A 16,836-nucleotide genomic window follows, 5' to 3' on the forward strand; every position below is an offset into this window, starting at 1 on the left:
GGAAGGAGCGTTGCAAAACTTACGGAATGCGCCCGGGAAATGTTGCGGCGCTTCCGGCAATGGGTATCGCGCTATTGGCACACCTGCATGGCTTGGATAGGGTCAGCGCATCATGAGCTCGTCCCTGCCTCCCCTGCTCGCGCCCTTGCTGTCGAGCGCCGCCATGCGCACCGTGTGCGACGATGAAGTCTATTTGCAGCATATGCTGGATTTCGAGCACGCCCTTGCGCGGGCAGAAGCAGCCGTCGGCATCATTCCAGCGAGTGCCGTGGTCAGTATCGCGAAAGCCTGTCATGCCGAGTCGTTCGACCGCGCAGCGCTTGCCGAGGCTGCGGTACAGGCCGGAAATCTGGCGATTCCGCTGGTGAAGATGCTGACCGCGAAGGTCGCCACCTTGGACCCCTCTGCTGCGCGCTATGTGCATTGGGGTGCGACCAGCCAGGACGTGATCGATACCGCCACGATGCTGGGCCTGCGTGCTGCCCTCAACGCCCTGATCGCGGATCTCGACCGCGCGATTGCAGGATTTGCCCGCCTGGCGATCCGGCACCGCGAGACGGCGGTCGTTGCGCGCACCTGGTTGCAGCATGCCCTGCCGATGCCGTTCGGATTGAAGCTGGCGGAATACGCCGCGGCGCTGCATCGGTCGCGCGAGCGGTTGAAGCGGCTCCGCCGCGAAACCCTCGCCCTGCAATTCGGCGGTGCCGCCGGAACGCTCGCCGCCCTTGGCGACAACGGCCTCAAGGTCGCCGAACAACTCGCCCAGGAATTGCTGCTGCCGCTGCCGGATGCGCCATGGCATACGCACCGCGACCGAATCGCGGATGTGGCGTCGGCGCTGGCGATTCTCACCGGCACCTGCGGCAAGATCGCCCGCGACGTCTCGCTGATGATGCAGACCGATGTCGCGGAAGCCTTTGAGCCCGCGGACGAAGGCCGCGGCGGGTCGTCGACGATGCCGCACAAGCGCAACCCGGTTGCCGCTGCAAGAGTACTGGCGGCCGCGACCATGGCGCCGAATCTTGCAGCGACGATCATGGCCGCTCAGGTTCAGGATCATGAGCGCAGCGCCGGCCCCTGGCATGCCGAATGGCCGACATTGCCGACGCTGCAACTGGTCACATCGGGGGCGCTTGAGGCGATTGCAGAGATCGCAGAGGGACTCGAGGTCGATCCCGAGCGGATGCGCGCCAATCTCGACATGACTCAAGGTCTTGTCATGGCCGAGGCCGTATCGATGGCGCTGGCGGAAAAGGTCGGCAAGAGCGAAGCGCATCACATCGTCGAGGCCGCAAGCCGCAGGGCGATCGAGACCCGGCGGCATCTGCACGAGGTTCTTGCGGAAGATACCCGTGTCACGACCCACATAGACGCCGATACGCTCAAGGGCCTGTTTGATCCGATGGCCTATCAGGGCGTCGCGCAAACGCTGATCGACCGGCTGCTGGCATCGCTCGCCAGCGAATAACAACAAGAACTCACGGAGACCCAACATGCCTATGATCGACGCCGACGGATGCCTGCTCAATGTCTCGGTGGAGGGGCGCGACGGCGGACCAACGATCATGCTGTCGAATTCGCTCGGCGCGACGATGCAGATGTGGGAGCCGCAAATGGCGGCGCTGACAAAGCTGTATCGCGTCATCCGTTACGACCGGCGCGGCCATGGCAAGTCCGGCGTTCCAGCCGGGCCGTATTCGATGGAGCGCTTCGGCAAGGACGTTCTGGCGATTCTCGACGATCTCAATATTGAAAAGATCCACTGGTGCGGCCTGTCGATGGGCGGAATGGTCGGCCAGTGGCTCGGCGCCAACGCGCCGGAACGCATCGAGAAGCTGATTCTCGCCAATACGTCCTGCTACTATCCCGATCCGACCAACTGGCTGAACCGCATCAAGGCGGTCAACGACGGTGGGATCGCCTCCATCGCGGATGCCGTTATCGCTGCATGGCTGACGGCGGATTTCCGCGAACGCGAGCCGCAAATCACCGCACGCATGAAAGCCATGCTGGTCGCCACCCCGGTGCAAGGTTATATCGCCTGCTGCGAGGCATTGAGCCGGCTCGACCAGCGCGACCTGCTGCCCCGCATCACCGCGCCGACGCTGGTGATCGCAGGACGCCACGATGTCTCGACGCCGGTCGAGGCCAGCGTCTACATCCGCAGCAACATTCCCAACGCAAGCATGACCCTGCTTGACGCGGCGCACATCTCCAACGTCGAACAATCGCACAACTTCACTGAAGCCGTGGTCGGCTTCCTGACCCAGCGCTGAGAGAACACATGGACGACAATCAACGCCGCGATCAGGGCACGGCAAAACGGCGCAAGGTGCTCGGCAACGCCTGGGTCGATAAATCGGTGACCGGCAAGAACGCATTCAATGCCGACTTCATCGATCTCATCACGCGCTACGCATGGGGTGATATCTGGACGCGTCCGCATTTCGACGAACGCACCCGCCGCGTGCTGGTGATCGGCACGATGGTGGCGCTGGGACAATGGGATGAATTTCGCCTGCACGTCCGCGCGGCCTTGAGCGAAGGCGGGTTCACGCCGGACGACATCAAGGAAATCCTGCTGCAACAGGCGATCTATTGCGGCGTCCCCGCTGCCAACCATGCGGTCAAGGAAGCCGCCGCCGTGGTTCAGGAATTGGGGCTGCTCGAGAAGTAGCTGTGATGCGGCTCCGCCGCTGACGCCGCCGGCTCGCTGGAAGGCACAGTTGCCTGATCGGTATCGACGATCAGCAAAATCGCGGCGCCGATCAGCAACAGCGATTCACTGGCATGAAGCCGCAGCGCGGCGAGTTCGCCGACTTTTGACGCAGCGATCAGGCTTGCCATGCTGATGAAGGAGCCAACCCCGAGCGCGAAAGCCAGCGCCTCGTCGGCTCCGCCCTTGTTGCGGATCGCCGCACGGATTACCAGCAGCAGAAACACGAAGAAGAACGCGGCTACGATCACTTTGGAGAGGGCGAGCAGCCACGCGACGCGGATGGTTCCCATCGCTGGAAGGCTCGTAAAATCGCTGACATACATCGCGGCGGCGATATTGGTACGATCATAAAAGCCACGGATCGGCGAGACCCAGATTTTCATCGCCGAAATCACCCATGACGGGATGAAGTAGCACGCCAGAAGCACGCCATTGAACGTGCTGATCCGCCAATCCTTCGGCATGCCGCCTCACCCTGATCTGAAGGGCACGGCGCCTTGAAACTGGCGCTTCGATCATGCCCGGCCAAAGCAGCGCCCCCTTGGACACCGCAATGATGATTGGCGGAGCTAACGCCCCTCAAAGGCGAGCGGCAATTTAAACCCTTTTTTAACCTTAACGGCGCACCCGCGCCTGTGGACAACGACCGGGACCAGGCCGCCAACGAAAAATCCCGCCTTTCGGCGGGATTTTCCTCAGACTGTCCGAACGGAACAATCAAGGCATGAAGATCCTGCCCGAAAATTCAGTGTCCGCCCTTCTGCTGACCCGGCTGGCCGGGCTTCTGGCTTGGATCCTGCTGCTGCTGGCCCGGCTTGTGGCCGCCACCCTGCTGCTGACCCGGCTTCTGGCTGGGATTCTGGCTCTGCTGGCCCGGGTTCTGGTTCGGATTGTTCTGGTTACCCATGTTGACTCTCCTTCGTTGAACATAGCCCCAACGGCCGGCATCTCCATTGGTTTCAGAGGAACCCGAGTTCCGGCGTGACCATTTCGCGGCAACGCAAACATCGTGGACGACGACCTCACGCCGCACCCGGTACGGTTGCCGCACCCAGTTCCCGCTGTTAGAAAATGAGACGACGCGACGATCCGGCTGCCGGGGCCTTCGACGTGTCGCTCGCTTCGCTCGAACACGGCAGCCCATGGATTATTTCGCCCAGCAACTCATCAACGGACTGGTGCTCGGCTCGATCTACGGCCTGATCGCGATCGGCTACACGATGGTGTACGGCATCGTCGGCATGATCAATTTCGCCCATGGCGATATTTTCATGATCGGCGGATTCATCGCCCTCATCACGTTCCTCATCCTGGTCTCGATCGGCCTCACGGCCATTCCCGTCATCCTGCTGCTGGTGCTGCTGGTGGCGATGGCAATCACTGCCCTCTACGGCTGGACCGTGGAGCGGATCGCCTATCGTCCGCTACGGCAATCGTTCCGTCTCGCGCCGATGCTGTCCGCCATCGGCATGTCGTTCGTCCTGACCAACTACGCGCAGGTGTCGCAGGGTGCGCGCGTCAAGCCGGTGCCTCCTGTCATCACCGGCGGCTACACGCTGTTCGAAAACGACGGCTTCGTGGTGCGGCTGTCCAACATCCAGATCATCGTCGTCATCACCACCGTCATCCTGCTGGCGATCTTCTCCTGGCTGGTGGCGCGGACGCGGCTCGGGCGCGACATGCGCGCCTGCGAGCAGGACCAGACCATGGCGGCGCTGCTCGGCGTCGATGTCGATCGCACCATCTCGATGACCTTCGTGATCGGCGCCGCGCTCGCCGCGGTCGCTGGCATGATGTACCTGCTCTATTACGGCGTGGTCGATTTCTTCATGGGCTTCGTCGCCGGCATCAAGGCGTTCACCGCGGCGGTGCTCGGCGGCATCGGCTCCCTGCCCGGCGCGATGCTCGGCGGCCTCCTCATCGGCCTGATCGAGACGTTCTGGTCCGCGTACTTCTCGTCCGAATACAAGGACGTCGCAGCGTTCTCGATCCTGATCGTCGTCCTGATCTTTCTTCCGACCGGCCTGCTGGGCCGTCCGGAAGTCGAAAAAGTCTGAGAGGCAGCGTGGCGCGTCCGACCGATCCCGCCGCCCGCGCGCCCAAAGCCGCCGCCGCTGCTCCGCACGGCGTCGCTTTCATTCTCAAGAAATCCCTCATCAGCGCCCTTGTGGCGCTGGTTCTGTTTTCGCTGATGATCGGCGTCCGCACCGAAGCCGGACCGGAAGGACAGTTGATCTACTGGACGCGGTTCGGCGATCTTGCCGCGCTCGTGGCCGCGGTGTTTTTCGGCAGCATCATGGTCGAATTGCTGCGGCAGTGGATCGGGCCGTCAAAAAGCATCTCGCTCGTTCCAGAGTCAGCCAAGGGCGCGGTTGATACCCTTGGCCGTTTCTTCGCTCCGGCGCTGCTTGTCTTCGCCCTGCTGGTGCCGGTGATCTTTTACGATCAGCGCTACATCCTGGACCTCGGCATCCTCGTGCTGACATACATCATGCTCGGATGGGGTCTGAACATCGTCGTGGGTCTCGCCGGCCTGCTGGATCTCGGCTACGTCGCGTTCTATGCGGTCGGTGCCTATTCCTACGCACTGCTGGCGACGACCTTCGGCCTGTCGTTCTGGGCCTGCCTGCCGCTGGCGGGCATTCTCGCTGCCTTCTGGGGCGTACTGCTGGGCTTCCCGGTGCTGCGGCTGCGCGGCGATTATCTCGCCATCGTCACGCTGGCATTCGGCGAAATCATCCGCCTTATCCTGCTCAACTGGCAGCATGTCACCGGCGGGCCGAACGGGATCACCGGCATTCCGCGCCCCTCTTTCTTCGGCATTCCGCTGACCAACACCGACGACGGACTCGCAGCCCTGCTCGGCATCGAGTTCTCCACCACACACCGCGTGGTGTTTTTGTTCTATTTGATCCTGGCGCTCGCGCTGCTGACCAACTGGGTCACCATCCGTCTGCGCCGTCTGCCGATCGGCCGCGCATGGGAAGCACTGCGCGAAGACGAAGTCGCGTGCCGCTCGCTCGGCATCAACACCACCACCACGAAACTCACGGCCTTCGCGACCGGTGCAATGTTCGGCGGCTTTGCCGGCGCGTTCTTTGCCACACGTCAGGGTTTCATCAGCCCTGAATCCTTCACGTTCCACGAATCCGCGCTGGTGCTTGCGATCGTCGTGCTCGGCGGCATGGGCTCCCAGCTCGGCGTCGCCCTCGCCGCACTCACAATGATCGGCGGCTTTGAGCTGTTCAGGGGGCTGGAACAGTTCCGCATGCTGGTGTTCGGCTCGGCCATGGTGCTGCTGATGATCTGGCGCCCACGTGGCCTGATCGGCCACCGCGCACCGTCGGTGTTTCTGGAAAAACCGACCCAGATCTCATCGTCCATGGTCAAGGAAGGCCACGGCTGATGGCGGGCGACGACAACATTCTTCACGTCGATCACCTGTCGATGCGCTTCGGCGGCATCGTCGCGGTCAACGATCTGTCGTTCACCGCGAAGCGCGGCGACATCACCGCACTGATCGGCCCGAACGGCGCCGGCAAGACCACCGTGTTCAACTGCATCACCGGTTTCTACAAGCCAACCACCGGCATGATGCGTCTCGTTCATGAAGATCGCCGCGAGTTCCTGCTGGAGCGGCTGTTCGATTATCGCATCTCCAAGGTTGCGAAGGTCGCGCGCACGTTCCAGAACATCCGGCTGTTCGCGGGCATGACCGCCCTGGAAAATCTGATGGTGGCGCAGCACAACGCGTTGATGCTGGCGTCGGGCTACACCTTTCTCGGCCTTGTCGGTGCGCCAAGCTTTCGCCGCGCGGAACGTGACGCCATCGAGCGAGCGCGTTACTGGCTCGATCGCATCGGCCTCACCGCCCGCGCCGATGATGCCGCAGGAAACCTGCCCTACGGCGATCAGCGGCGGCTCGAGATCGCACGCGCCATGTGCTCCGAACCCGCACTGCTCTGTCTCGACGAGCCAGCCGCCGGATTGAACGCACGCGAGAGTGACGAGCTGAGCGAATTGCTCCGCGCGATCCGCAAGGATCACGGCACATCGATCCTGCTGATCGAACACGACATGTCGGTGGTGATGGAAATCTCCGACTGCATCTTCGTGCTCGACCACGGCGTCAAGATCGCCGCCGGAACGCCGCGTGAAATCCGCGACGATCCCAAGGTCATCGCCGCTTATCTCGGCGCCGACGAAAAGACCGCCATCGAAGTCATGGATGGCGGAACATGAGTGCGCTCCTGTCGATTCGCGGCCTCGTCGCGGCCTACGGCAATATCGAAGCGCTGAAGGGCGTCGACCTCGACATCAATGCCGGCGAGATCGTGGCCCTGATTGGCGCCAACGGCGCCGGCAAGTCAACGCTGATGATGTCGGTGTTCGGCCGGCCACGCGCCCGCGCCGGCACGATCGAGTTCGACGGCCGGGACATCACCAACGAGCCGACTCACCATGTGGCTCGGCTGCGGATTGCGCAGTCCCCAGAAGGACGGCGCATCTTTCCGCGCATGACGGTGGCAGAGAACCTGCGCATGGGCGCGGACGCCGCCGTGGAAAGCACCGAGGCTGAGCGCGGCGTCGACCTAGAACGCGTCTTCACGCTGTTTCCCCGCCTCAAGGAGCGCATCGCGCAGCGAGGCGGCACGCTGTCGGGCGGGGAGCAGCAGATGCTGGCGATCGGACGCGCGCTGATGAGCCGTCCAAGGCTTCTGATGCTTGATGAACCGTCGCTTGGCCTCGCTCCGCTGATTGCGCGGCAGATCTTCGACGCCGTCCGCACGCTCAACCGACAGGACGGCCTGACCGTTCTGATCGTCGAGCAGAACGCCAACCATGCACTGAAACTGGCGAACCGCGGTTACGTGATGGTCAACGGCCTGATCACGCTCAGCGGAACCGGCGAGGAACTGCTGGCGCGGCCGGAGATCAGGGCAGCTTACCTTGAAGGCGGGCGACGCTGATGGAGCAGTTTTACGCCAACGAATCCGTTTTTCAGGTGCTGTTCATCACCCTGGTGCTTGGCGGCGGATGCGCGTTGCTCGCAGGCCGCGCGATTGCGCTGACGTGGCGAAGCATCTGGATTGCGGCCGTGGCCATGATTCCGATGGGACTGGCAGTGCGATTCGTGCATTTCGCGCTGTTCAACGAAACACTGTGGCAACCGCAAACCTATTTGCTGGAAACCATCATCCTCATGGCAATTTCGTGCCTCGCGTTCCAGCGAACCCGCGCCTGGCAGATGGTGAAGCAGTATTACTGGCTCTACGAGCCGAGCGGCCCCCTCGGCTGGCGGCTGCGGCAAGATGCGCCATCCAACTCCTGAGCCGTCACCAAAATTGCCGATGACTTGGCGGTAAAATCAGCCGACAATGCGCAGGATTTGTTCGCCCGGCGGGCCGTACGGCCACGCCCTTTCGAGACCTTCATGAGGACTGTCCTATGAAATCGATCCACATCCTTGGCCTCGCACTCGGCGCGTCGATTGCCATGTCGACTGCTGCGTTTGCGCAAGACATTTCGGTCGCCGTCGCCGGTCCGATGACCGGCAGCGAGTCCGCATTCGGCCGCCAGATGAAGAACGGCGCGGACCTCGCCGTCGCCGATCTCAACGCTGCGGGCGGCGTCAACGGCAAGAAGCTGGCATTGCAGGTCGGTGACGACGCATGTGACCCCAAGCAGGCGCGGTCGGTGGCCGAAAAGCTCGCGAGTTCGAAAGTCCAGTTCGTTGCCGGTCATTTCTGTTCGTCGTCGTCGATCCCGGCGTCGGAAGCCTACGCGGAAGGCAACGTGTTGCAGATAACCCCGGCTTCGACCAATCCGGTGTTCACCGAGCGCAAGCTGTGGAACGTGCTCCGCGTCTGCGGCCGTGACGACCAGCAGGGCCTCGTCGCCGCGCAGTACATCCTCAAGGCGTTCGCCGGCAAGAACGTCGCCATCCTTAACGACAAGACCACCTACGGAAAGGGTCTTGCGGACGAGACCAAGAAGGCGCTGAACGCCGCCGGCTTCAAAGAGAAGCTGTTCGAGTCCTACAACAAGGGCGACAAGGACTTTAACTCCATAGTTTCGCGCCTGAAGCGCGACAACATCGATCTGGTCTATGTCGGCGGCTATCATCAGGAAGCCGGCCTGATCCTGCGTCAGATGCGCGATCAGGGCCTGAAGACGATCCTGATGGCCGGCGATGCGATGAACGATAAGGAATTCGCCTCGATCACCGGTGCGGCTGCGGAAGGTACGCTGTTCACCTTCGGCCCCGATCCGCGCAACAAGCCGACCGCGAAGGCCATCGTCGAGAAGTTCAAGGCGAAGGGCATCGATCCAGAAGGCTACACGCTCTACACCTACGCTTCGTTCCAGGTCTGGTCGCAGGCCGTGAACAAGATCAAGAGCACCGATCCGAAGAAGGTCATCGAGGCCATCAAGGGCGGCGAATGGGACACCGTGCTCGGCAAGCTGTCGTTCGATGCCAAGGGCGACATCAAGCTGCTCGACTACGTGGTCTACAAGTGGGATGCCAAGGGCAACTACGCCGAGCTGAACAAGGGATCATAAGCTCGTCGGCCAAAGTCACATTTAATGGTCATCACCGGGCTTGTCCCGGTGATCTCGATTAATAGACCACTGTGCTCAGCTTATCGGGATGCCCGGGACAAGCCCGGGCATGACAGGCTTTTAGTTCGCCGTTACCCGAAGTTCTGCAACGCCGGGAATGTCTCCAGCAGCCAGATACTGACATCCGTAACTGCGCCGGTAAGAAATCCGATTCCGACCAGGATCATCAGCACGCCCATCACGCGTTCGACGGTGGCGAGATGTTTTTTCATCCGCGCGAGCACCGCTGAAAACTGCTCCACCATAAATGCCGCGATCAGGAACGGAATGCCGAGACCGGCGGAATAGACTGCGAGCAGGCCTGCGCCCTTGGTCACTGTGGTTTCCGAAGCTGCAACCGACAGGATTGCCGCGAGGATCGGCCCGATGCATGGCGTCCAGCCGAACGCAAACGCCAAGCCCATGACGTAAGCGCCCCACAACCCGACCGGCTTGGGAATCGGCAGGCGTCCCTCGCGCATCAGGAAGCCGATGCGTGTCAGGCCAAGGAAATGCAGCCCCATCAGAATGATGGCGATGCCGGCAACGATCGACAGTTGCGTGGACCAGGCCCGGATCAGGCCGCCAATCAGGCTGGCGCTGGCGCCCAGCGCCACGAAAACGGTGGAGAAGCCAAGCACGAACACCAGCGCAGACAACATCACTGCGCGTTTGGACGCGCGTGATTCCTCGTCGTTAGCGACATGCTCGATGGTCGCGCCCGTCAGGTAAATCAGATACGGGGGCACCAGCGGCAGCACGCAGGGCGACAGAAAGCTGATGATGCCGGCGGCGAGCGCGGCGGGGATGGAAACGTCCTGGATCATGCCGCTTATTGCACTGTCGCCCATATGCTATGCAAGCTCAGCCGTACCCGTTCCGCCTGTTGTGAACGGACTGTGATCGGAGTTCGCCGCCTTGAAGAACCTGCTGACCGACATTCCCGGTATCCGCGTCGGCCATGCCCACGACGAACGCGTTGCATCCGGCGTGACCGCGGTGATCTTCGACAAGGCCGCTGTGGCCTCTGTCGATGTCCGCGGCGGCGGACCGGGAATCCGGGACGGCGCGTTGCTTGAGCCCGTCAATACGGTGGAGCGCGTCGATGCAATCACGCTTTCAGGCGGCTCCGCCTTCGGGCTGGAGGCCGGCGGCGGCGTTCAGGCCTGGCTGGCCGAGCAAGGACGAGGCTTTGCGGTCGGCGACGCTCTGATCCCGATCGTTCCGGGAGCCGTTCAATTCGACATGCTGAACGGCGGCAACAAAAAGTGGGGCCGCTTCCCGCCCTATCGCGATCTGGGATACACGGCGGCAGCCGCTGCGACCGATGGCGCGTTCGCGCTCGGCAGCGTCGGTGCAGGATTCGGCGCGACCACCGCCAATTTCAAGGGCGGGCTTGGTTCCGCCTCGGCCGTGATGGCAAATGGCGTGCGTGTCGCGGCCATCGCGTCGGTCAATGCGGTCGGCAGCGTCACGGTCGGCGACGGGCCCTGGTTCTGGGCGGCGCCCTTCGAACAAAACAATGAACTCGGCGGACGTGGCCTGCCGCCTGCGTTCACCGCAGACATGCTCGCGATGCGGCTCAAGGGCGGCCCCGCCGCTACGGCGATCGAAAACACAACACTGGCAATTGTCGTCACTGACGCCATCCTGACCAAGCCGCAGGTAAAGCGCCTCGCTATCATTGCACAGACCGGATTTGCCCGCGCGATCTATCCGGTGCACGCGCCACTCGATGGCGACGTCGTGTTCGCGGCGGCGACCTGCGAGAACGCAATCGATCCGCTGTATGGGCTAACCGAGCTAGGCGCCGTTGCCGCGAACGTCGTCGCGCGTGCGATCGCACGCGGCGTCTACGAAGCCAACGCGTTGCCTTTCGCCGGCGCGTTGCCGTCGTGGAAAATGCGGTTCGCAAGATAGTGACTGATTTTGCCGTGCGGCTGCTTACGTATTTGTCCGTAAGTACTCACGCATCATGCTGTCGCAAAATGCAGAAAACCCCTGCCGTTTAAGGTTATCTTTCCCTTTCGATTGCAGCCGGCATTCTCCGCAATACGGTCCATTGCGTGCACAACGTCGTGCACGCAACAGTGGAGAAAACGTCATGAAGAAAATGCTGTGCCTGGCCGTTGTCGCGACGGCGTTCATCAGCGCTCCGGCCCTCGCCGGAGGTGGCGGCGGTGGCAAAGGCGTGGGTGTCGGAGCGAACGTGCTCACCGGAAAGGGCGGCGTGCTCGGCCTGCTCGATGGGCGCGGCGCTCTGGTGGTCAATGCCTCGGTCACCACTGGCAAGGGCGGCGTCCTCGGCGCCGTTCTCGGCAAGAGCGGCGCGCTTGGCGGCCTGCTGGGCGGCGGCTGCGGCTGCGGACACTGACGTCTAGGCCACTGCGCGAACGCGAATGAGATCCCCAACCTCCCACGCCTCATTCTCGCGGCAGCCTGGTCCTGCATTCCCCCCTGCAGGATCAGGCTGCCACCTAACCTTTCGTCACCGCCGGTCTATCTTTCGGCGCTTCTTTCTTCTCGTCCTTTGCGAAAGGTGAAAACTTTTTCGTCAGCGATGAACTGATGACGATCGCGCTGGCTTTCTCACCGGAGATGAGTGTCCCTTGCGCACGCGTCAGATCGAGCCCGAGCGCATAACCATTTCCAAGATCGTGCGACGCTCCAATGCCGTAACTCAGCGTCTGCGCGCTAAATCGCGAATCCAGATAATCCGTCGTGGCATACCCGACCGCCGCTGTCAGCGTCAGCCTCGGTTCGACCAGCCAGCTCGCTTTCGCCGTATAGGCCGTATCTATGGTGATCGGCGAGATCGGAAATGTGGTCTCACTGGCGCGGCGATAGGCGGCAAGATCGACCATAAACGGCGCAATGCGCCAGGACAGGCTCGCATCGAACAGGGTCGTGTTGACGTTGGTGAAGTCGATGTCATGAAAGGTGCCGTACAGCTGCGAAATCGAGCCGAACACCGTGATGTCCTTGTCCTGATATTTGGCGAACAAGAACGGCTGCACACGTTCGTTGTCGCGGCGATAGCCGAAGTCATCCAGTTCCTTCTGATAGCGTCGCACCGACAGGTTGACCGACGCACCGATCTCGAACCTGTCGCGAACATAGGCGATGCCGGGGATCAGCGTCCCGCGCAGATAGACCTGCGGGTTCGGCAGGAAATCCTGAAAGATCGCGTTGGTCTGGTTGAGACCCGAGCGCGCCCCCTCGACCGTCGTGAAAATCTTGATTGATCCGAATTTCGCCTCGCCCTTGATCGATTGCACGAGATCGGACGAACGCAGACTATAGGTGTTGGCGTCGGCGATGGTCGTGGTGGCCGCAATATTGGCATCGTCACCGCCATAGGTGCCATGGAGGATGACCTTTCCGCTCAGCGCGGGGACCGCGAGCGGATTGGCGTACTGCGTGGTGCTGGCTTCCGCCGCGACTCCGTAGCTGTAATCCTTCTCTTTGGTGCCCGCGGCAAGCGCGGTGTCCGCGCCGATGAAGGCGCTCCCGCCAATTCCGGTTCCGTTCGAGAATTGCGGGTTGGTGTCGTAGCCTCCGCGCAGCCGCAGCGAGGAAATGAAATCGTCTTCGGCATGAACGCTGCTCGCGCCGGCGGCGATAATGCCGGCACACGCCGCTATCCTCAGCACAATCTGCACTTCGCACCTCGCAAAATTTGCGTAGCGCGATTAGCGATCCGGCGTGGTTAGCGACTGATGAAAATGAAAGACTTGTGCGTAGTGCTACCGATGCAGGCGGTATCAACTACATCAGCGATCAGACCTTGACGGAGACCGACTGCTTCGCAGCAGCGGCAAGCGCATCTGTCTGACGCTGCATCATTTTATCAACGAGATTGTATTGCGACGAAGCACTGGTCGACGTGCCGGAAGCCGCAGGCTGGCTGATCGTGATCTTCGAGCCGTCGCCATATGTCAGCGTGGTGGTGATCGAACCGTCGCTGTTCGTTGTCGAGGTGCTCGAAGCGCCTTGCAGCGCCTGCATCAGAGCATCAGCGCCGCCACCGGCGCGATGTGCATGGGGGTGGCCGCCCTTGGGCTTCAAAGCCGACGCCATCTCGTCGAGACTAACGGAGCCGTCACTGTCGGCATCCATCTTGTCAAAAACATTGTCGGCCGCCGCGATATTGGTCCCGCCTGCGCCGAGCTTGTCTTCGAACTCGGCTTTGGTGATCTTGCCATCGCCGTTGGTATCGATCTGCGCGAACAGATCCTTCAAGGCATCTGACGGATTGGCTTTTCCGTTCGCATCCTGCGCCGACAGCAATGCGTTGAATGTCGACGGCGACAGCGCTCCGGCCTGCGTCGGGGTGCTTGAGGTGATTGTCGCTGTGTTGGTCGCGCTGGTGGTTGTGCCCACATCGAACAGTGAGTTCGTCTGCTTGACGCCGGTCTTGGCCGCATTCGACTTGTCCGGCGTCAGCGACGACAGCAGATCCAGCGCACCAACGGCTGCGGCCCCGACTGCTCCTGCGGCAAAGAACATCACAACACTCCCCAAGGCCGCTGATACGCGGCCGAGATGATCCCGGCAAATATCCAGCAATTGCCGTGCCGCTCGAAAAGCGCAGCAAATACGGGGTTTTTCTCCCTCCATCGGCACGCCCCGCAGGGCAATTTCTGCCCGCAGCGGCAGGATTTGCCGGTTCAGCGCGTGGTTCCTGTGCACGCCAGCCGCCTCTCGTTGCCCGCGCACGGGCGGCGTGTTAGGCGAAGCCATCGCCCCCTGCGCAAGGGGAACCATCGGAAACCGCCATGTCCCAGCCCTTCGCATCTCGTCCGCTGATTATCGCGCCGTCGATCCTGGCGTCGGATTTCGCGAAACTTGGTGAGGAAGTCCGCTCCGTCGATCAGGCCGGCGCCGACTGGATTCACCTGGACGTGATGGACGGCCATTTCGTGCCGAACATTTCCTACGGCCCCGACGTCATCAAGGCGATGCGTCCCTATTCGAAGAAAATCTTCGATACGCATCTCATGATTGCGCCGTGCGATCCGTATCTCGAAGCCTTCGCCAAGGCCGGCTCGGACATCATCACCGTGCACGCCGAGGCGGGCCCGCATCTGCATCGCTCGCTGCAGGCGATCCGCGCCCTCGGCAAGAAGGCCGGTGTGTCACTCAATCCGGCAACGCCTGCGAGCGCCATCGAGTACGTCATCGACATGATCGATCTGGTGCTGGTGATGTCGGTCAACCCGGGCTTCGGTGGCCAGTCGTTCATTCCCGCCGTGCTGGAAAAGATTTCGCAGGTCCGCGCCATGTGCGCAGGGCGTCCGATCGATATCGAAGTCGATGGCGGTGTGACCGCAGACAATGCGGCCAAGGTCGCAGCCGCGGGCGCAAACGCGCTGGTCGCAGGCTCGGCCGTGTTCAAAGGCGGCACGCTGGAGAGCTACAAGGGCAATATTTCCGCGATCCGGGGTGCTGCTGCCTCCGCGCGCGGCGAGGCGATTTAACGCCAAAGGGCCTGATTTTCGGGGCAGAGCTGCGTTCCGAGGGTGGTTTCGCCAGCCCTGATCTGCTAAAGCGCGGCGTAATCCCCCAAGCCCATGAGTTCGCAATGATTCCCCGTTATTCCCGCCCCGAAATGGTCTCCATTTGGGAGCCGCAGACGCGTTTCAAGATCTGGTTCGAGATCGAAGCGCACGCTGCCGACGCGCTGGCCGAACTGGGCGTGATCCCGAAGGACGCCGCCAAGACCATCTGGGCCAAGGCCAAGGATGCGGTGTTCAATGTCGAGCGCATCGACGAGATCGAGCGCGAGACCAAGCATGACGTCATCGCCTTCCTGACCCATCTGGCCGAGATCGTCGGTCCCGAAGCGCGCTTCGTCCACCAGGGCATGACTTCGTCGGACGTACTCGATACCTGTCTCAATGTGCAGCTCGCGCGCGCCGCCGACATCCTGATTGCCGACACCGACAAGGTACTCGCGGCGCTCAAGACCCGCGCCTTCGAGCACAAGATGACGCCGACCATCGGCCGCTCTCACGGCATCCATGCCGAGCCGGTGACGTTCGGTCTCAAGCTGGCTTATGCCTATGCCGAATTCACCCGCGCGAAAGAGCGCCTGATTGCCGCACGCAAGGAAATCGCGACCTGCGCCATTTCCGGCGCAGTCGGCACCTTCGCGCAAATCGATCCGCGGGTTGAGGAGCACGTGGCGAAGGCGATGGGGCTCACGGTCGAGCCGATCTCGACGCAGGTGATCCCGCGTGATCGCCACGCGATGTTCTTCGCGACGCTTGGTGTTGTCGCCTCCTCGGTTGAGCGTCTCGCTACCGAAATCCGCCACATGCAGCGCACCGAAGTGCTGGAAGCAGAAGAATTCTTCTCCGAAGGCCAGAAGGGTTCGTCGGCGATGCCGCACAAGCGCAATCCGGTGCTGACGGAAAACCTCACCGGCCTCGCGCGCATCGTGCGCTCCGCCGTGACACCCGCGCTGGAGAATGTCGTGCTCTGGCATGAACGCGACATCTCGCACTCGTCTGTCGAGCGCATGATCGGTCCCGACGCCACGGTGACGCTGGACTTCGCGCTCAACCGCCTCGCAGGTGTCGTCGAAAAGCTGCTGGTCTATCCGGCCAACATGCAGAAGAACCTCGATCGCCTCGGGGGCCTCGTTCATTCGCAGCGGCTGTTGATTGCGCTGACGCAGAAAGGCGCCTCGCGCGAGGACGCCTACAAGCTGGTCCAGCGCAACGCGATGCCGGTCTGGCGCGGCGAAGGCGACTTCCAGTCACTTCTGAAGAAGGACGCCGACGTGAAGAAGTATCTGTCGGACAAGGAGATCGAAGAACAATTTGATCTCGCGTATCACTTCAAGCACGTCGATACGATTTTCAAGCGGGTGTTTGGGGCAAGCTGAACTGATGGCTGTCGTCACCGCTGTCAGCCTTCGCAAAGGCCATCATTTCAGCAAGACGAACGCCCTCAGCATCCGGCTGCTGAAAGGCCTCGGTGTCGACGGCGACGCGCATATGGGCGAGACGGTGAAACACCGCTCGCGGGTTGCCAAAGACCCCACGGTGCCGAACCTGCGTCAGGTCCACCTGATCCACGAAGAACTGTTCGACGAACTCGCTCCCAAAAACTTCATCGTCCGCCCCGGCGAGATGGGCGAAAATGTCACCACCCGCGGCATCGACCTGCTCGGCCTTCCCTCCGGCACCCGGCTGCACTTGGGCGAAAGCGCTGTGGTCGAGATCACTGGCCTGCGTAATCCCTGCATCCAGATCGACCGATTCCAGAAGGGTTTGATGGCTGCGACCCTGGACAAGGACTCCGGCGGCAAGCTGATCCGCAAAGCCGGAGTCATGAGCATCGTGCTGGCAGAGGGCGACGTCCGGCCGGGCGATCCCATCCGGGTGGAATTGCCGGACGGTCCGCACCGGGCGCTCGAACCGGTCTGAAGTACGGAAACACATCAGATGTGAGTGCCCGGCATAGAGCCGGGCATGACGGATCATTCGGATTTTTCCGCGCCGAAC

General features: G+C 62.1%; 19 protein-coding genes. 14 read left to right on the forward strand and 5 right to left on the reverse strand.

Going from position 1 to position 16,836, the window contains the following annotated elements; translation table 11 throughout:
- The first annotated feature begins 112 nt into the window (after nucleotides 1–112).
- Genes HMPREF9695_RS13020 through HMPREF9695_RS13030 form a run of 3 tightly spaced genes read left to right on the forward strand, consistent with a single transcriptional unit; the run spans nucleotide 113 to nucleotide 2,677 of the window.
- A complete protein-coding gene (locus tag HMPREF9695_RS13020; RefSeq protein ID WP_006021306.1) occupies nucleotides 113–1,468 on the forward strand; it encodes a 3-carboxy-cis,cis-muconate cycloisomerase in 1,356 nt (451 codons plus the stop codon).
- A 25-nt stretch (nucleotides 1,469–1,493) separates the two neighbouring features.
- The gene (gene pcaD, locus HMPREF9695_RS13025; RefSeq protein WP_006021307.1) at nucleotides 1,494–2,276 is read left to right on the forward strand and encodes a 3-oxoadipate enol-lactonase; all 783 of its coding nucleotides are present in this window, start codon (nucleotides 1,494–1,496) and stop codon (nucleotides 2,274–2,276) included.
- Between the two features lie 8 nt (nucleotides 2,277–2,284).
- Nucleotides 2,285–2,677 carry a carboxymuconolactone decarboxylase family protein gene (locus HMPREF9695_RS13030; RefSeq protein WP_006021309.1) on the forward strand — a complete coding sequence of 131 codons (393 nt, stop codon included), beginning with the start codon at nucleotides 2,285–2,287 and terminating at the stop codon, nucleotides 2,675–2,677.
- On the opposite strand, the gene HMPREF9695_RS13035 is transcribed toward HMPREF9695_RS13030, so the two are convergent.
- Entirely contained in the window at nucleotides 2,650–3,183 is a 534-nt protein-coding gene (locus HMPREF9695_RS13035) for a hypothetical protein (protein ID WP_006021310.1), read from the reverse strand. The genes HMPREF9695_RS13030 and HMPREF9695_RS13035 overlap by 28 nt on opposite strands.
- A 281-nt stretch (nucleotides 3,184–3,464) precedes the next feature.
- Nucleotides 3,465–3,626 (reverse strand): hypothetical protein, encoded by a 162-nt coding sequence (locus tag HMPREF9695_RS26670; RefSeq protein WP_006021311.1) that lies wholly within the window; start codon nucleotides 3,624–3,626, stop codon nucleotides 3,465–3,467.
- Between the two features lie 235 nt (nucleotides 3,627–3,861).
- Here HMPREF9695_RS26670 and HMPREF9695_RS13045 point away from each other — a divergent pair, with 235 nt between their 5' ends.
- The 6 genes from HMPREF9695_RS13045 to HMPREF9695_RS13070 all read left to right on the forward strand — a co-directional run bounded on the left by HMPREF9695_RS13045 (nucleotide 3,862) and on the right by HMPREF9695_RS13070 (nucleotide 9,283).
- On the forward strand, nucleotides 3,862–4,776 hold the full coding sequence (locus HMPREF9695_RS13045; protein WP_006021312.1) for an ABC transporter permease subunit: 915 nt from the start codon (nucleotides 3,862–3,864) through the stop codon (nucleotides 4,774–4,776).
- 8 nt (nucleotides 4,777–4,784) lie between these two features.
- Entirely contained in the window at nucleotides 4,785–6,125 is a 1,341-nt protein-coding gene (gene livM, locus HMPREF9695_RS13050) for a high-affinity branched-chain amino acid ABC transporter permease LivM (protein WP_006021313.1), read from the forward strand.
- Nucleotides 6,125–6,961: an ABC transporter ATP-binding protein gene (locus HMPREF9695_RS13055; protein WP_006021314.1), complete on the forward strand. Its 837-nt coding sequence runs from the start codon at nucleotides 6,125–6,127 to the stop codon at nucleotides 6,959–6,961. Before livM ends, HMPREF9695_RS13055 begins: the two co-directional genes overlap by 1 nt.
- Nucleotides 6,958–7,689 carry an ABC transporter ATP-binding protein gene (locus tag HMPREF9695_RS13060; protein ID WP_006021315.1) on the forward strand — a complete coding sequence of 244 codons (732 nt, stop codon included), beginning with the start codon at nucleotides 6,958–6,960 and terminating at the stop codon, nucleotides 7,687–7,689. The genes HMPREF9695_RS13055 and HMPREF9695_RS13060 overlap by 4 nt, the downstream gene beginning before the upstream one ends.
- Nucleotides 7,689–8,051: a DUF6867 family protein gene (locus HMPREF9695_RS13065; protein WP_006021316.1), complete on the forward strand. Its 363-nt coding sequence runs from the start codon at nucleotides 7,689–7,691 to the stop codon at nucleotides 8,049–8,051. Before HMPREF9695_RS13060 ends, HMPREF9695_RS13065 begins: the two co-directional genes overlap by 1 nt.
- Before the next feature lie 116 nt (nucleotides 8,052–8,167).
- Nucleotides 8,168–9,283, forward strand: coding sequence for a branched-chain amino acid ABC transporter substrate-binding protein (locus tag HMPREF9695_RS13070; protein ID WP_006021318.1), 1,116 nt, complete (start codon nucleotides 8,168–8,170; stop codon nucleotides 9,281–9,283).
- Between the two features lie 131 nt (nucleotides 9,284–9,414).
- On the opposite strand, the gene HMPREF9695_RS13075 is transcribed toward HMPREF9695_RS13070, so the two are convergent.
- Nucleotides 9,415–10,149, reverse strand: a complete 735-nt coding sequence (locus HMPREF9695_RS13075) for a cytochrome c biogenesis CcdA family protein (RefSeq protein WP_041712337.1) — start codon at nucleotides 10,147–10,149, stop codon at nucleotides 9,415–9,417.
- Nucleotides 10,150–10,240: 91 nt separating this feature from the next.
- Here HMPREF9695_RS13075 and HMPREF9695_RS13080 point away from each other — a divergent pair, with 91 nt between their 5' ends.
- Entirely contained in the window at nucleotides 10,241–11,242 is a 1,002-nt protein-coding gene (locus HMPREF9695_RS13080) for a P1 family peptidase (RefSeq protein WP_006021320.1), read from the forward strand.
- A 184-nt stretch (nucleotides 11,243–11,426) separates the two neighbouring features.
- Nucleotides 11,427–11,696, forward strand: a complete 270-nt coding sequence (locus HMPREF9695_RS13085; protein ID WP_006021321.1) for a hypothetical protein — start codon at nucleotides 11,427–11,429, stop codon at nucleotides 11,694–11,696.
- Nucleotides 11,697–11,799: 103 nt separating this feature from the next.
- Here the strand turns inward: HMPREF9695_RS13085 and HMPREF9695_RS13090 are convergent, their stop codons facing one another.
- Both HMPREF9695_RS13090 and HMPREF9695_RS13095 read right to left on the reverse strand, forming a co-directional pair.
- Nucleotides 11,800–12,984, reverse strand: a complete 1,185-nt coding sequence (locus tag HMPREF9695_RS13090) for an outer membrane beta-barrel protein (RefSeq protein ID WP_006021322.1) — start codon at nucleotides 12,982–12,984, stop codon at nucleotides 11,800–11,802.
- Nucleotides 12,985–13,102: 118 nt separating this feature from the next.
- The gene (locus HMPREF9695_RS13095) at nucleotides 13,103–13,831 is read right to left on the reverse strand and encodes an EF-hand domain-containing protein (RefSeq protein ID WP_006021323.1); all 729 of its coding nucleotides are present in this window, start codon (nucleotides 13,829–13,831) and stop codon (nucleotides 13,103–13,105) included.
- Between the two features lie 269 nt (nucleotides 13,832–14,100).
- On the opposite strand from HMPREF9695_RS13095, the gene rpe reads away from it, so the two are divergent.
- The 3 genes from rpe to HMPREF9695_RS13110 all read left to right on the forward strand — a co-directional run bounded on the left by rpe (nucleotide 14,101) and on the right by HMPREF9695_RS13110 (nucleotide 16,758).
- On the forward strand, nucleotides 14,101–14,802 hold the full coding sequence (gene rpe / locus HMPREF9695_RS13100; protein WP_006021324.1) for a ribulose-phosphate 3-epimerase: 702 nt from the start codon (nucleotides 14,101–14,103) through the stop codon (nucleotides 14,800–14,802).
- A 104-nt stretch (nucleotides 14,803–14,906) separates the two neighbouring features.
- Complete coding sequence (gene purB / locus HMPREF9695_RS13105; protein ID WP_006021325.1) at nucleotides 14,907–16,214, forward strand: adenylosuccinate lyase; 1,308 nt, start codon at nucleotides 14,907–14,909, stop codon at nucleotides 16,212–16,214.
- 4 nt (nucleotides 16,215–16,218) lie between these two features.
- Nucleotides 16,219–16,758: an MOSC domain-containing protein gene (locus HMPREF9695_RS13110; RefSeq protein ID WP_006021326.1), complete on the forward strand. Its 540-nt coding sequence runs from the start codon at nucleotides 16,219–16,221 to the stop codon at nucleotides 16,756–16,758.
- Nucleotides 16,759–16,836: the final 78 nt, after the last annotated feature.

It is taken from the genome of Afipia broomeae ATCC 49717 (assembly GCF_000314675.2).
GTDB classification, from domain to species: Bacteria; Pseudomonadota; Alphaproteobacteria; order Rhizobiales; family Xanthobacteraceae; genus Afipia; species Afipia broomeae.

Excerpts from the sequence above, each read along its gene's own strand:
- HMPREF9695_RS13020 (WP_006021306.1), top strand. The coding sequence starts at position 113 with ATGAGCTCGTCCCTGCCTCCCCTGCTCGCGCCCTTGCTGTCGAGCGCC.
- pcaD (WP_006021307.1), top strand. The coding sequence starts at position 1,494 with ATGCCTATGATCGACGCCGACGGATGCCTGCTCAATGTCTCGGTGGAG.
- HMPREF9695_RS13030 (WP_006021309.1), top strand. The coding sequence starts at position 2,285 with ATGGACGACAATCAACGCCGCGATCAGGGCACGGCAAAACGGCGCAAG.
- HMPREF9695_RS13035 (WP_006021310.1), bottom strand. The coding sequence starts at position 3,183 with ATGCCGAAGGATTGGCGGATCAGCACGTTCAATGGCGTGCTTCTGGCG.
- HMPREF9695_RS26670 (WP_006021311.1), bottom strand. The coding sequence starts at position 3,626 with ATGGGTAACCAGAACAATCCGAACCAGAACCCGGGCCAGCAGAGCCAG.
- HMPREF9695_RS13045 (WP_006021312.1), top strand. The coding sequence starts at position 3,862 with ATGGATTATTTCGCCCAGCAACTCATCAACGGACTGGTGCTCGGCTCG.
- HMPREF9695_RS13055 (WP_006021314.1), top strand. The coding sequence starts at position 6,125 with ATGGCGGGCGACGACAACATTCTTCACGTCGATCACCTGTCGATGCGC.
- HMPREF9695_RS13060 (WP_006021315.1), top strand. The coding sequence starts at position 6,958 with ATGAGTGCGCTCCTGTCGATTCGCGGCCTCGTCGCGGCCTACGGCAAT.
- HMPREF9695_RS13065 (WP_006021316.1), top strand. The coding sequence starts at position 7,689 with ATGGAGCAGTTTTACGCCAACGAATCCGTTTTTCAGGTGCTGTTCATC.
- HMPREF9695_RS13070 (WP_006021318.1), top strand. The coding sequence starts at position 8,168 with ATGAAATCGATCCACATCCTTGGCCTCGCACTCGGCGCGTCGATTGCC.
- HMPREF9695_RS13075 (WP_041712337.1), bottom strand. The coding sequence starts at position 10,149 with ATGATCCAGGACGTTTCCATCCCCGCCGCGCTCGCCGCCGGCATCATC.
- HMPREF9695_RS13085 (WP_006021321.1), top strand. The coding sequence starts at position 11,427 with ATGAAGAAAATGCTGTGCCTGGCCGTTGTCGCGACGGCGTTCATCAGC.
- HMPREF9695_RS13095 (WP_006021323.1), bottom strand. The coding sequence starts at position 13,831 with ATGTTCTTTGCCGCAGGAGCAGTCGGGGCCGCAGCCGTTGGTGCGCTG.
- rpe (WP_006021324.1), top strand. The coding sequence starts at position 14,101 with ATGTCCCAGCCCTTCGCATCTCGTCCGCTGATTATCGCGCCGTCGATC.
- purB (WP_006021325.1), top strand. The coding sequence starts at position 14,907 with ATGATTCCCCGTTATTCCCGCCCCGAAATGGTCTCCATTTGGGAGCCG.
- HMPREF9695_RS13110 (WP_006021326.1), top strand. The coding sequence starts at position 16,219 with ATGGCTGTCGTCACCGCTGTCAGCCTTCGCAAAGGCCATCATTTCAGC.